Genomic DNA, 12429 nt, shown 5'->3' on the forward strand with positions numbered 1-12429 from the left:
AATAGTCCATGTCCCAAGTTGGATGATTTGCCGGTCACCGCATAGCCAGGCTTGTGGGCTCCCCTATTGCGCATCCACGCCCACTCGAGGACCGGTTTTGGCTGCCGCTCTTTTTCAGGAGTCCCTAGATACGGCCCTCGTTCTCACCACAAGCATCAACAGCGGTGGTGCCGGAAGGTCAGAAGTCTTCGGCGTTTGAGATGCGGGCCTGAGCGTTGCGGCTATGTTTCGGTTCCTGGTCAGCGGGGATTCACTGTAAACAAACCCTGCATGCCCGCGACCATGTGATCGTTCACATGGCAATGCATCATCCATACCCCGGGCACATCAGGGATCATGTCCAGGGTTCGGCTGGTGGCGGGGAGAACTTCGGTGGTGTCCACGCGCTTGCCGTTCTCCAGCAGCGTGGCCCCATGCCAGTGGGGCGTGTGCAGGTCCGTTTCCGTTCCCATCGCCAGCAGATGCCAACGAACATGCTCGCCCTGCTGCATGGTGAGCCCAGGAAGATCGGCATACACGAAGCCATTGATGCCATGCATCAGGTTGCTTTCGACGAACTCCTCATCTGTTCGCTCGGTTGAGCCGTTGCCAATGAACTCAGCGATATTGGAATCATGGAGCAGGCTCTTGTTCTCATCGGTGATGGCGTAGAGCGCCACGAATTCACGATCCACGCCCTTGGGAAGCCGGCGATTCTCGTCCAGCCTTCCTTTCCTGTGAATGATGATCGGTCCGACCATTCCGGCGCTGGTGTCGGCCACTTCGTTGACGTGGGAGTGGTAGGGCCAGACGATTGAATCTGGATCATTGGGCCCAGGGCCGGCGCGCTCTGGAACTTGCCATTTATAGGTCCAGGAAGCACCTGGAGCCACTTCATCATCAGCAAGATCCATTGAGGAGGCCCCATCGGCATAGGGTGAACCCTCGCTCGCCTTGTCGTAGAGAACCCCGTGAGGATGAAGACTCACCGGAAAGCGTGTTTTGTTGCGCAGATGAACAACGAATGTGTCCCCGACTTCCGCGCGCAGGATCGGGCCCAGGTTTCCCAGGTGCTCCTCACGGGATCCTGGCCTGCGCAGTGGCGAGGCCTCAGGGCCGGTCTCAGCTCCCTGCAACCCCCTGGGGCCATCGAGGATCGCGCCGTAACCCGCGCCGTAGGAGCGGAAGACCGCCTTGCGGTAGACGTGGCCGATTCGCCCCGGCCGTCGCTTGACGAAGGTGTTCTCCTCTGCCCCAAAGGGCATCCCCATCATTCGGTTCATGGGATAGGACGGGGCATAGTCCCAGAGAATTTCTTCCGCCTGAATCCAGTACTCGCGCTGATCGGAACGACCAGCGGCTGCGAAGGCAAACCCGAGGATTAAGGCAAGGCCCACAAGCAGCGACAGCAAGGCCAACCATCGACGTTCCATTCTCTGCTGATTGATCTGCCGGTCCACGCCGTACCTTCCCACCGGAAGCTAGGTGGAGGCGTGGAGCCAACCGCGAATGAATGACTCGCAGTGAGGTGACTTATGTCACACCGGCGAGGTTTTGCGGAGATGATCTGCCTAACGGGGTTGTGGTGTCAGCACCGCTTTGCTGCCCGGGAGGTCAACGCACTCAACTGATGCGTTTGAGATCAAGCTGGGCCGCAAGCAGATCAGCCTGGTGCCCGTGGGTGGTGCCGACGACGAGGAGTGAAGGGCAGCTGCGCTGATTGTTCTGGCTTGGGAAGGCGGCGTTGAATTGATCGGATTGAGGCCGGTGGTTCCGCGAGGATTAGGTCATGACCCCAGCCCCTCCTTCCGCCTCCCGCTTGATCGATGGCCCAGGCGACGCCCCGGCCACAGTGCTGCTGGCCCATGGGGCCGGTGCACCGATGGACAGCCCGTTCATGGAGGCCATCGCCAGCGGACTGGCGCAGCAGGGCTGGCGGGTGGTGCGCTTTGAATTCCCGTACATGGCCCGGCAGCGAATCCTGGGCCGACAACAGGGTCCCAACCGGATGCCGGTGCTGCAGGAGGCGTTCCGCCAGCAGGTGCGGCTGGAGAAGACGCCGCATCCGGGCCGACCGCTGTTCATCGGTGGCAAGTCGATGGGCGGCCGGGTGGCCAGCCTGCTGATCGATGAGCTGGCCGCCAGCGATGGGGTGCGCGGCTGCATCTGTCTGGGTTATCCCTTCCACCCGCCCGGCAAGCTGCTGCAGCTGCGCACCGAGCACCTGGCCGCCTTGAACACACCCACCCTGATCCTGCAGGGCGAACGCGACACTTTCGGCCGCCGCGAGGAGGTGGAGACCTACAGCCTCTCGCCGCAGGTGCAGCTGCGCTGGATCCCCAGCGGGGACCACAGCTTCAAGCCCACCCGCAGCTCCGGCCTCAGCGAGGCAGAGAACTGGGCTACAGCGGTGGCCTTGGGCGATCAGTTCCTGCGGCAGCTGCTCAGCTGCTGACCCCTGGCTACCCAGAAGAAGGTCATCGCCAGGAAGGGCCAGTTGGCGGTGTTGCTTCAGCATCGACAGGCCCTTGACATCGGCCTGTCGATGCCCGGCCCCGAGCCGATTCGCTCCATCGGCCCAGGCAGCCTGGTGGTGCCGCGGCCGATTGCCTGGGTGATCACCATCAGCAGCGAGGGGCAAGTTGGCCTTGAACGACAACACGAGCCTGGGGGAGGTGTTCGAGTTGGTGCGCCCAAGGCTGGGGCAGGCATGACAAAGCCCGGTGACGAGGCCACCGGGCTCTGAAGGTGTTTGGTTGTGGGGGCGGAGCTGCTGACGCTGGCACCTGGGGCCAGTTGACAAGTGGGACCTCCCGTTTGGTCCTGGGCACCTGCGGCGATGCAATGGACGGCGACGATGTCACACGCCAGGGAAGTCAGAGATCCGTCGAGAGTGTTGGAGCAGGGGCCGGATCGTCAGCGCACTCCTGACTGTTGCTCAGGTGGGGTGTCCTCCATGCTGTGGAGCCTCCCGGGTATCGATGGAATCACCATCGGACGGGTGGGGTGATCCGGCAATGGGAACGAGCGCGGTTGAGACCGCTCGTTACCTGCCAACACGGGCCTTCATCAACAACCCGTCGCGATCCCTGAAAATCAGCCCCTTGGCTCTGGTTCCAGGCCGTCGATGCAGGTGGTGATTCTCGGTAATGCCGGCTCTGGCAAGAGCACCCTTGCTCATTGGTTGGCCGAGAGGGGGAAAGCGGAGCGGCTCGATCTGGACACCGTCGCCTGGGAGCCTGGTGAGGTTGCGGTGGCCCGCGATCCCGCCCTGGCGCAGGCCGAGGTGGAACGCTTCTGCCGCAGCCATGCGCACTGGGTGGTGGAGGGTTGCTACGCCAGCCTGGTGCGTGTGACCCTCGCCTTCCGCCCCCAGCTGATCTGGCTGGATCCCGGCATCGAGGCCTGTCTGACGAACTGCCGCTCGCGGCCCTGGGAACCGCACAAGTACGACTCCGCCAACGAGCAGAACGAGCGGCTCCCCTTTTTGCTGGAGTGGGTGGCCGGTTACGACGAGCGGGAAGGGGAGCTGGGCCGCGCCGACCATCGGGAGTGCTTCCTCTCCTATGGGGGCCGGCGAACGCACTGGATCGAGAGGCCCAGCCTGGATGCCCCCAGCGCAATCTCCTGGGACTGAAGCCACAGTCCTCAGGCCTCGCTTCTCTACAGGCGCTGGGGGAAGGCCACATCCAGCACCAGGCAGCCGACATCGGTGTGAAACGGGCCATGCACCTCACCAGGCGGGCGGCTTGCGTAATGGCCCGTCTCCAGCCACATCGAGAAGGCCGCATCCCACAGCCGACCGCTCACGATCAGGATCTCCTCGGGATGATCGTGCACCGTGGCCCCGAAGGCACGGGTATCGGATCCGGGGTGGAAGCGGGTCAGGCGGGTGAATTCGCCGGTGGCGTTGTCATGGCTGAGGATCACCTGATCCACCTGATCCTCGAGGCCCTCCAGCCAGCTCCAATGGTGCTGCTGCTCGCTGTCCAGCGGATTCCAGTAGGTGCAGGTTGTCTTGCTCACGCCGGGGTGCTCATGTGCTGATCGATCAGTGGGGCGAGCTCGTGCTCTCGCTCCATCGCCAGATCATGATTGCCGCCTGGAAGGATCACCAGACGGCTGGCTGGCTAACAGGAGCGAGGCCAGACGCTGCCCCTGGGCAGGGCCACTCAGCAGAGGCCAGCCTCGGGTTGATCAGCCTGTGACCTGGATCGGCTCCACCCACTCCAGCGGCGCCGCCATCGGATCGTCCAGCGGTGAAAGGGCCCGCCAGAAGCCTCGCTGCCAAGCGCCATGGGGCTGTGGAGTGCCTTCCACGAGCTGACGCTGCAGCTGGTAGTCCTTCCCCAGCCATACCGGCCGGCGTGGCTCCGCGCCCGCTGCTGCGGAGCCAGCAGCGGGCCGGCCACCAAAGCCCTTGGCACCCGTCGCCGGTGGCACCTCGCCTTCCTGCACCAGCTCGGGCGCATAGAGCTGCACCAGCAGGGCATGAACGCACAGCTGCTCCATCCGCGCCGCTGTGCCCCTGACGCCATCGTCATCCCACTCCCAGTGCGGAGCACTGAAGTCGGTGCGCTCAGGCTGCTGGGCCTTGGCGGCGGGATCCAGCAGGCAGCTGGCCAGGTAGGTGGCGCCGTCCTCCCCCAGCCCCACGCAGGCCAGGCCGCCGCCGGCGAGCTGGAAGTTCTCCGGCAGCCAGCCCTCCATCGCCCTCATATCAGCCACCAGCACCAAGGAGGAACGGTTTGCCGTACTGACAACCCAGCCAGATGGATCTATCAATGAATCAGAGGCCTCGACCAGGGCAGTACCAACCAGTTCCCTGCAACCGGCCCAAGGGCGCCCGACACGGGGCGCCCTTTCCATTGGGGACCTGTTCAGCCTTCCTGCTGCTGTGCTGCGCTGCAGCTCACTTACTGTTCGCCGGGAAGGTATCTGACTTCCCCGGCAGCGCCATGCTGGCCCGGGTGGCCAGTCCTAGCGTTCAGGCAATGCCGCCGGGTGGGCCATGGCCGTGGTGAACCGCTGCGCGGTGGGGATCTACCCCAGCGGGCAACTGCTCGACTGGGCACGGGGACTTGACCTGGATATGGAGGTTGCCGGCGCCAGGGAGCCCTGCCTGTATCTGATCCCCGACTACGACACGGAAGAGGAGGCCGAAGAAATCCTCGAGGAGGTCTACGAGGCGATTTTCGAGGCGGAGCTCGACTACTGGCATCGCGACGCCGCCACCTGGCCGGCGGAGCGCACCTACCCGGTGTTCCGCAAATGGTTCAAGGTGCGCTTTTACCCCCTGATCCAGGACCTGGTCGGAGAGGAGCTCACCGCCACCGAGCTGGATGAGGAGTTCATCGGTGAGCTGCGCACAGCGCTGGAGGGAGTGGAGCAGCTCCTCTGATCGCTATCGCTCCACCTCTTGCTTGAGCAGCTCGAGCAACCGCTCCACCCGGCCTGCCGCCACCTGACTCAGACGGTCGTAGGCCGCTCACTACTGCTCCTCGATCAGGACCTGGCTGAGTAGGGAGCGATGGGCTTCCAGCTCAGGCCATTGGGCCAGGACTGCTTCGATACCGCGGGCCTTGAGGACCTTGCGCACCGAGGCGGTGTTGAGCGGCAGGGAGAAGGTGAATCGCATGGGGTGATCCCTGATGAACCAAGGAAAAACCGCTGGCAGGTGGCCGTTTCAACCACGGACACCAGATCAGCTGGAGCACTGGTGCTGCTCAGCCTGACACCATTTCTTGGGCGGTTGTGGGCACAGCAGCTGATCAGGCCTGCAGAGGTGTGATCAGCTGGCGGCTGATGAGTGCCTCTGGATCGAGGCATCAGCGCCATGCAGACTCCGGCGATGGCACGATTTCGCCCGTTGCTGCCTGCTTTGCTGCTCAATTTCGTATCGGTGCTGCCCACCGGGTTCGTCCAGATGAACAGCGCCAAGGTGCTCTCGATCGGTGAGCAGCAATCAGTGATTCGAGGTTTGGCAGTGTGACGCAAGGAGCGCGTCACATCCCGCACGGGTAGTGCCTTGACCAAAGTGGAAGGTAGGGCATCCGTGCAAGCAGGCATGACCATCCAGGAACAGATCACGAGCCATGAGCAACCGCTCGGGCAGGAGTAGACCCTCGAGCGGGAGGTCCGTGCCGTGCTGAGCGATAACCCGGCAGCCATCACCAATGAGGTCCGCAGCCTTACCCTCCGCGCCCTGACCGAAGGAAAACTGGATCAAGGCGCTGTCCAGAAGGTGGTTACCGCGGTGGTTGCCGGCGCCACCGGCGGCGCTCAGGGAGCCAGTGACGGGCAACTGGCTCTCAGAGAGGCACTGCAAGGCCTTGATGAGGCCCTGGCTGCCGCAGCCCAGGCCACCCGTCTGACCCTGGAGGAGGCCGTCGGAAATGCCGGCGCCTTCTCCCGGCAGACGCTGCGGCGGCGACTGGATGATCTCTCCACCCTGGAATCCCTCTTCATCGAGACCGTCAGCCAGACGGCATCCAGCGCGGCTGGCTTCACCCGCACGACGCTCTTCGATGTGGTGGACCATGCGCGAGTGACGGGATCGGCCGTCGGCTCAGCCGTGAAGGAGGGGGTGACGAGCCTGGGCCAGGCCCTCGCCGAAACCGTGAGCGATCAGGTGGAGGTCACCACGTCCGTGCTGCAGAAAGAAGCGGCCCTGCTGGCCGGCCTGACCAGTGGGGTGCTGCAGGGGATCGTCGATCGTCTGAGCGGCTCGCACCCACCGGTGGCGGCTGAAGAGCCTGGAGAGGGGCCGGCCGGTGCAGGAGCCCATCGCTCGTAGAAGTCGAGAGTGCGCGCGAAGGCAGGCAGCGGCGATGTCGTCACCTCAAGGCGACTCCAGCTCTGCAGGCGGCCATGACCCCGATCGATGACCAGCGCGATCGGGAACATCACAACCAGTCCACCGGAATCGCCTCCCAGCCGGCGGGATCCCACTGGGCCATCAGCGCCTCAAGCCCCCGCAGCTCAGCGGCGTCTTCCGGCAGCAACCAGGCCTCTTCCCATCCATCCATGATCACCACCGGCATGCGGTCGTGGATCGGGCGCAACAGGGCATTGGGAGGGGTGGTGAGGATGCAGCAGGTCTGGAGTTCGCTGCCATCGGGACCGATCCAACGGTCCCACAGCCCGCCCAGCCAGAAGGGGGTGCCGTCCTGGCGGCGGATCCAGTAGGGCTGCTTCTTCCCTTTGGGGTCATGGCCTGCCCCTTCCGGTGGCGGCCGCCATTCGTAGAAGCCATCGGCCGACAGCAGGCAGCGGTGATGGCGCCAGGGACCACGAAAGAACGGCTTCTGGCTCACCGTCTCGCTGCGGGCATTGATCGGCCGGCTCTTGCCGCGGGTGTCTTTCAGCCAGCTGGGGACCAACCCCCAGCGCGCATAGCCCACCTCAGGCCGGCCCTGCAGCTGCCGCTGGAGTAGCAGCGGTTCGCCAGGCCTCACCTGCTGCCGCGGCTGGTAGTGCTCCAGGAAACCCTGCGGCAGCGGACCCTTGAGCCGTGGCAGCAATTGATCGATCGTGGTGGTGAGCGAGTAGCGGCCACACATCAGCGACGCCTGCGGATCGAGTTGGGCTGCTCCCAATCTGCGTGGCCTGACTCCTGGCAATGCAACCGCCGTGCCGACCGCCATCCAGGAGGAGCGAGGCTGATGGCACCGTGCGATGCCCACGCTGCCTTGAATCGTCTGGACCTACGAGCGCTGGCGGCCCTGCTCGCAGGCCTTTCAATCGGATGGGCTGGGCCGCTTCAAGCCGCCACCGTCCTCTCGATCGGCGATGGCGACACCATCCGCGTGCAACAAGGCCAGCAGCGGATCACGGTGCGGCTCGCCTGCATCGATGCGCCCGAGATGGCCCAGGCCCCCCTATGGCGCCCAGGCCCGCAGCTACCTGCAAAGCCGCCTGCGGCTGGGCTCCAGCGTGACCCTCAGGCCCCAGACGGTGGATCGCTACGGCCGCACCGTGGCCGAGGTATTCAGTGGCGTGAACATCAACCTGGCCCTGGTGGAAGACGGCATGGCCTATCCGCTCCGCGGGCATACGGCTACGCCTATCGCAGGTACCTGGGCCAGTGCGATGCAAAGGAGTAGCTCGATGCCGAGATGAGGGCTTATTGCACATCGCCAATGATCACCCGGCCTCGGCGGTCGCCTGGGTTTCTGCCACCAGCAGCGTTTCTGCCGCCAGTCGTGCATCGTTCGCCGCCTGGGAATTTCGCTGCAGGAAGGCCAGCACCAGCACGCCCTCCATCAGAAGTTGCAGCTGTCTGGCCAGCGCTTGCGGATCGGCGGCGTAGCGGGAAAGGGTATGGGTGGGATGGCCGGATGCGATCCAGGACGAGACTGGAAGATGAGTAACCCTGCTGGATGGGTGGGGCCACAATGCGGTTGAACGGTTTCCGTGGTTCACCCCCGGAAGGCAACGAGGAAAGACCGGTGCAACTCCGGCGCTGTCCCGCAGCTGTGAGGGAGATCCGCTCCTGAGTCAGAACGCTCGCCGCTCGCTTCCCCTCAAACTCCGGCGCGGACCGGAACCCACGATGTCCCTTCCAAACCGCTTCAATCCCCGGGCCCTCGCAGCACTTGCCAGCCTGGGCACCGCCGCCCTTGTGCTGGCGGAAACGCCGGCCCAGGCCCACGGCTTCGCGCATGGGGGCCTGACTTCGGGCTTCCTGCACCCGATCACCGGCCCCGATCATCTGTTGCTGTTGATCGTCGTCGGTGCTGCCGCCTCCTATCTCTCGGCCCAGCTGCTGCTTTGGGCCCTGGCGGGAGCCTTGCTCGGAGGCATCTTCGGAGCCCTGGGCGGCAGCTTGCCCTACGGCGAAGTGCTGGCGGCCTTTGCGATCTCGGCGGTGGCGGTGGTGATTCTGCGCAGTCACAGCTCTGGAGCCAAGCCGAATCTGGGGCTAGCCGGCACGGTGATTGCCACTGCCGTGGCCGTCCACGCGATGCTCCATGGCCACGAGTCCCCTACAGATGCCACGGCCCTGTCCTGGTGGCTGGGGGCCTTCACCGGTTCGGTGCTGGTGAGCGGCAGCAGCTGCCTGGTTTTGCGGCGTTTGCCCCTGCACTGGACCGCCAAGCTGGCCGTGCTCCTGGCCCTGGTGGGGGGAGTGGTGGCGCTCGGACCCTTAGGCCTGCTGGTGCGCTGAGCGCCATGGTCCGCCCCTCAGCGCTTCGCCGGGAAGCTGTCCTCCTTCTCGGTGCTGCCGCCCTGGCAGCCATTGCTCTTCTGCCCGCGCCGGTGTTGGCTCACGCGGACACCAGCCATGGTGGTGGCTTCGTGTCGGGGTTCCTGCACCCGATTTCCGGCCTCGATCACGTGGTGGCGATGGTGGCCGTCGGCCTGTGGGGAGCCGTGCTTGGCCCTCCTGCACTCTGGGTGCTGCCAGTGGCCTTCCCGCTCGTGATGGCCTTCGGGGGGCTGCTCGGGATGCTCGGTATGCCGATCCCCGGCGTCGAGATCGGCATTGCCGTTTCGGGGCTGGTGATGAGGTTGATGGTGCTGTTCGAACTGCGGCCGCCGCTCTGGCTTGCGGCCCTGATCGTGGCCAGCTTCGCGGTATTCCACGGCCATGCCCACGGCGCTGAACTGCCGGCTGGCAGCAACGCCCTGCTGTTCAGCCTGGCCTTTGTGATCGCCACCGGTCTGTTGCATCTCGCCGGGATCCTGCTGGGTGAAACCCGCCGCTGGCCAGGCGGACGTTCCTTCGTGCGCGGCGCCGGAGGGGCCATTGCCATTGCTGGCCTGTTCTTCCTGGAGCGCGCCCTGGCGTGAGCAGGACCGCAGCCACAGGTCGCCACTCCCTCGCCCTGGGCCTGGTTCTCGCCTTGCTGGCGCCTCCGGCCTTCGCCCATACCCCGGCTACAGGCCTGGGACCGCTGGCGGATGGTGCTGCAAGGCTGGTGCTGGAGCCTGCCGACCTGCTGCTCTCGATCGCTCTGGTGCTGCTGGCACTGCAGCAGGGGCCCCCTGCCGTGCGGCGGGTGATCGTGCTACTGCCGGCGCTCTGGTGCCTAGGCGCAGTCCTTGGCCAGGCCCTCCCCAGGGAGCTGCTGCTGGCACCGCTGATCACGGCAACCTTCGTCGTCGTCGCGTTGTTGGTGGCGCTGCAGATCCGACTGCCGCCATGGTTGTTCGGTGGCCTCGCGGCAGCCACATCACTGGGCTTCGGGGTGGTGAACGGTTCACTGCTCAGCGGCCATGCCGGATCCCTGAGCGTGGATCTGGGGGAGGCGGTGGCCCTGGCGGTCTTTGCAGTGGTGCTGGCGATGGGGCTTGAGGGCCTGCGCTTCCGCTGGCGGGCGATCGCCCTGAGGGTGGCCGGCAGCTGGATCGCAGCCTCCGGGCTCCTGATGCTGGGCTGGCAACTGCGCCACCCCCAGTAGCGCCAGCTCAGGGAGCCGGGTGCACTTCGCAGGGCATCCATAGGCTCCCCATCGGATGCACACCCTGGCAGCCGAGCTCCCGGGCTTTCCGCAGGGCTTGCTCACGGCTGGGGTAGGCGTAGAGGTTGCGGTTGCCCTGGCCGTGATGGTGATGCACCTGGGCGGCTTCTTCCCCCAGCCGGTACGGGCCCATGCCCTCCAGCCCAGCCCACCACACCCCCATCACATTCACGCCGGCGACCAACACGCCCATCCCCACCACGGTGGCGTTGATCACGCCCATGCCAACGACGCCAAGGCTGATCACTCCCATCGGCACCACGCCGATGCTCACCACGCCCATTGGCACGATTCCGATCGAGATGAGCCCCAACGGAGCGATGCCTACCGCCACCAGCTTCGGCTTGCTGCCGCAGTCGCTGGGAGCGGACATCAGTGGGTCATGCCGGGGTGCGTTCCCCCGGTGGTCTCCGCGTGTTTGGCACAGGGCATCCACTTGTCGCCCATCCGATGCGCACCCTTGCACCCGAAGCGCGGAGCGGCGGCCTCAGCCTCCGCCTGGGTGGCGAAAATGGCCTGAACAGCGCCCTTGCCTGCTGGTACGGACTCAGCCTTCGCGGGTGGCGCGATGGCCAAGGCCCCAGCAGAGCTCAACAACATGGCCTGGCAGGCAAGCAGGCTCAGCATGGACCTGGGATCAACTGAGGCTTCATTGTGCCGTGGGTTGCGGGGGGTGCTCCTGCCAACAGCCACGCCCGCCTCAGTCATGGGTGTTGCAATCGCAGCTGTTACAGCAAGGCTCCCCATTGGGGTGGCCCTTGGCGCAGGCGTCCGTGCAGAACAGCTTGTCGCCGATCCTGAACAGCGTTTCCGGTTGCACGCTGCAGTGGCAGCCCGGGCAGGCGCACTGCAGGGTGACCGGCTTCTCTGCTGGCATTCATGAATCATCAGGACGCATTTTCCACTGTTTGAAGTTCTGGAGCTGCTTGGCGACCTGCACCAATTCATCGACCTGGCGCTTGCGGTGTGCCCATTGGATGGGATCGGTCACATTCGGGAGTCATCTGGTCGCATGGTCAGGGTTTGTGGTGGCCTGGTGCCGAGTCGCCACCAGGCCACCACAAACCCACCGCATCCTTCAGCCGTCCATCGCGCCGAGCGATCCACGATCCCTGCTGAGGAGACTGTGCTGAACGGAGAATGGTACGAACCGACAAAAAGCTGCAGCGATGGTGAAAAGCAACCCTTGGCTGACGGTCGGCTGGCTGGCTGGTGCTGCAGGAATCAGCCTGCTGTTGAACGGCCAACAACCCGCCGTCGCCCAGAAAACCCCCGCTCCCCAGCCCCTGCTGGTGAGTTCTGCCATCAGCCTCACGAATGTGCTGCAGGATCTGGCGCCAGCGTTCTCCCGCAGTCAGCGCGTTCCCGCGCCGCAGTTCAACCTGGGAGCTTCTGGCTTGCTCCAACGCCAGATCGAGCAGGGTGCACCTGTGGATGTGTTCCTCTCTGCTGGAACCAAACAGATGGACGCTCTGGAGCGGGCGCAGCTGCTGTTGCCCGGAACCCGCCGCAACCTGATCAGTAATCAGTTGGTGCTGGTGGTACCCGCCAACCGCAAGGGCAGCCTCGGCTTCACCGACCTGGACAGCTCCCGCATCCGCCGCATCGCCATCGGTGACAAGGCCGTGCCGGCAGGGGATTACGGCCGTCAGGTGCTGCGATTTTACAAGCTCAGCAACAGCGTGCAGCCCAAACTTGTCCCCCTCGGCTCGGTGCGTGCCGTTGCCGCCGCCGTTGCCACCGGCAATGCCGATGCAGGGTTGGTGTACCGCAGCGACACCTTTGGAGTGAGCAACCTGCGCATCGCTGCCACCGCTCCAGGAGCCAGTCACCGCCCGATCCTCTACAGCGGTGCCGTGATCCGGCGCAGTCAGCAGCCCGCTCTGGCCAAGGCGTATCTCGATGGACTTCAAAGTCCCGCCGCACGCAGCGCCTTCATCCGCGCCGGATTCATCCCCCTGTCCGCATCGCGCTGATCCTCGGC

Annotated in this window: 17 protein-coding genes, 1 pseudogene and 1 riboswitch; of the genes and pseudogenes, 10 read left to right on the top strand and 8 right to left on the bottom strand. The window is 65.1% G+C overall.

The window, feature by feature from the left end; translation table 11 throughout:
• Positions 1–239: 239 nt before the first annotated feature.
• Positions 240–1439 (bottom strand): multicopper oxidase domain-containing protein, encoded by a 1200-nt coding sequence (locus KBY93_RS13370; protein ID WP_255094922.1) that lies wholly within the window; start codon positions 1437–1439, stop codon positions 240–242.
• Positions 1440–1768: 329 nt separating this feature from the next.
• Here KBY93_RS13370 and KBY93_RS13375 point away from each other — a divergent pair, with 329 nt between their 5' ends.
• Both KBY93_RS13375 and KBY93_RS13380 read left to right on the top strand, forming a co-directional pair.
• Positions 1769–2434: an alpha/beta fold hydrolase gene (locus tag KBY93_RS13375; protein ID WP_255094923.1), complete on the top strand. Its 666-nt coding sequence runs from the start codon at positions 1769–1771 to the stop codon at positions 2432–2434.
• 672 nt (positions 2435–3106) lie between these two features.
• Positions 3107–3616, top strand: a complete 510-nt coding sequence (locus KBY93_RS13380; protein ID WP_255094924.1) for a hypothetical protein — start codon at positions 3107–3109, stop codon at positions 3614–3616.
• A 26-nt stretch (positions 3617–3642) separates the two neighbouring features.
• Here the strand turns inward: KBY93_RS13380 and KBY93_RS13385 are convergent, their stop codons facing one another.
• The gene (locus tag KBY93_RS13385) at positions 3643–4005 is read right to left on the bottom strand and encodes a cupin domain-containing protein (protein WP_255094925.1); all 363 of its coding nucleotides are present in this window, start codon (positions 4003–4005) and stop codon (positions 3643–3645) included.
• Positions 4006–4176: 171 nt separating this feature from the next.
• Positions 4177–4707, bottom strand: coding sequence for a hypothetical protein (locus KBY93_RS13390; RefSeq protein ID WP_255094926.1), 531 nt, complete (start codon positions 4705–4707; stop codon positions 4177–4179).
• A gap of 283 nt (positions 4708–4990) precedes the next feature.
• On the opposite strand from KBY93_RS13390, the gene KBY93_RS13395 reads away from it, so the two are divergent.
• Entirely contained in the window at positions 4991–5380 is a 390-nt protein-coding gene (locus KBY93_RS13395) for a hypothetical protein (RefSeq protein WP_255094927.1), read from the top strand.
• Positions 5381–5470: 90 nt separating this feature from the next.
• On the opposite strand, the gene KBY93_RS13400 is transcribed toward KBY93_RS13395, so the two are convergent.
• Positions 5471–5617 carry a hypothetical protein gene (locus KBY93_RS13400; RefSeq protein WP_255094928.1) on the bottom strand — a complete coding sequence of 49 codons (147 nt, stop codon included), beginning with the start codon at positions 5615–5617 and terminating at the stop codon, positions 5471–5473.
• A 213-nt stretch (positions 5618–5830) separates the two neighbouring features.
• Here KBY93_RS13400 and KBY93_RS13405 point away from each other — a divergent pair, with 213 nt between their 5' ends.
• Together KBY93_RS13405 and KBY93_RS13410 are read left to right on the top strand one after the other, a co-directional pair.
• Positions 5831–5971, top strand: a complete 141-nt coding sequence (locus KBY93_RS13405) for a hypothetical protein (protein WP_255094929.1) — start codon at positions 5831–5833, stop codon at positions 5969–5971.
• A gap of 144 nt (positions 5972–6115) precedes the next feature.
• Positions 6116–6775: pseudogene (locus KBY93_RS13410) on the top strand (DUF6781 family protein); the annotation flags it as partial.
• Between the two features lie 109 nt (positions 6776–6884).
• Here the strand turns inward: KBY93_RS13410 and KBY93_RS13415 are convergent.
• Complete coding sequence (locus KBY93_RS13415; protein WP_255094931.1) at positions 6885–7541, bottom strand: SOS response-associated peptidase; 657 nt, start codon at positions 7539–7541, stop codon at positions 6885–6887.
• A gap of 292 nt (positions 7542–7833) precedes the next feature.
• Between KBY93_RS13415 and KBY93_RS13420 the strand changes: the two genes are divergently transcribed.
• From KBY93_RS13420 to KBY93_RS13435, 4 genes are all read left to right on the top strand, one after another.
• A complete protein-coding gene (locus tag KBY93_RS13420; RefSeq protein WP_255094932.1) occupies positions 7834–8100 on the top strand; it encodes a thermonuclease family protein in 267 nt (88 codons plus the stop codon).
• A 269-nt stretch (positions 8101–8369) separates the two neighbouring features.
• A riboswitch (cobalamin riboswitch) is annotated at positions 8370–8510 on the top strand.
• 23 nt (positions 8511–8533) lie between these two features.
• Positions 8534–9148, top strand: a complete 615-nt coding sequence (locus KBY93_RS13425) for a HupE/UreJ family protein (protein ID WP_255094933.1) — start codon at positions 8534–8536, stop codon at positions 9146–9148.
• Positions 9149–9153: 5 nt separating this feature from the next.
• A complete protein-coding gene (locus KBY93_RS13430) occupies positions 9154–9774 on the top strand; it encodes a HupE/UreJ family protein (RefSeq protein ID WP_255094934.1) in 621 nt (206 codons plus the stop codon).
• A complete protein-coding gene (locus tag KBY93_RS13435) occupies positions 9771–10385 on the top strand; it encodes a HupE/UreJ family protein (RefSeq protein WP_255094935.1) in 615 nt (204 codons plus the stop codon). Before KBY93_RS13430 ends, KBY93_RS13435 begins: the two co-directional genes overlap by 4 nt.
• A gap of 7 nt (positions 10386–10392) precedes the next feature.
• On the opposite strand, the gene KBY93_RS13440 is transcribed toward KBY93_RS13435, so the two are convergent.
• From KBY93_RS13440 to KBY93_RS13450, 3 genes are read right to left on the bottom strand one after another with little or no spacing between them, the layout of a single operon-like run.
• Complete coding sequence (locus KBY93_RS13440) at positions 10393–10818, bottom strand: hypothetical protein (RefSeq protein ID WP_255094936.1); 426 nt, start codon at positions 10816–10818, stop codon at positions 10393–10395.
• Complete coding sequence (locus tag KBY93_RS16180) at positions 10818–11192, bottom strand: DUF3721 domain-containing protein (protein ID WP_315856416.1); 375 nt, start codon at positions 11190–11192, stop codon at positions 10818–10820. Before KBY93_RS16180 ends, KBY93_RS13440 begins: the two co-directional genes overlap by 1 nt.
• Complete coding sequence (locus KBY93_RS13450; RefSeq protein WP_255094937.1) at positions 11146–11322, bottom strand: metallothionein; 177 nt, start codon at positions 11320–11322, stop codon at positions 11146–11148. The genes KBY93_RS16180 and KBY93_RS13450 overlap by 47 nt, the downstream gene beginning before the upstream one ends.
• 292 nt (positions 11323–11614) lie before the next feature.
• On the opposite strand from KBY93_RS13450, the gene modA reads away from it, so the two are divergent.
• Positions 11615–12421 (top strand): molybdate ABC transporter substrate-binding protein, encoded by an 807-nt coding sequence (gene modA, locus KBY93_RS13455; RefSeq protein ID WP_255094938.1) that lies wholly within the window; start codon positions 11615–11617, stop codon positions 12419–12421.
• Positions 12422–12429: the final 8 nt, after the last annotated feature.

This window comes from Synechococcus sp. J7-Johnson (genome assembly GCF_024345795.1).
Taxonomy (GTDB): domain Bacteria; phylum Cyanobacteriota; class Cyanobacteriia; order PCC-6307; family Cyanobiaceae; genus Regnicoccus_A.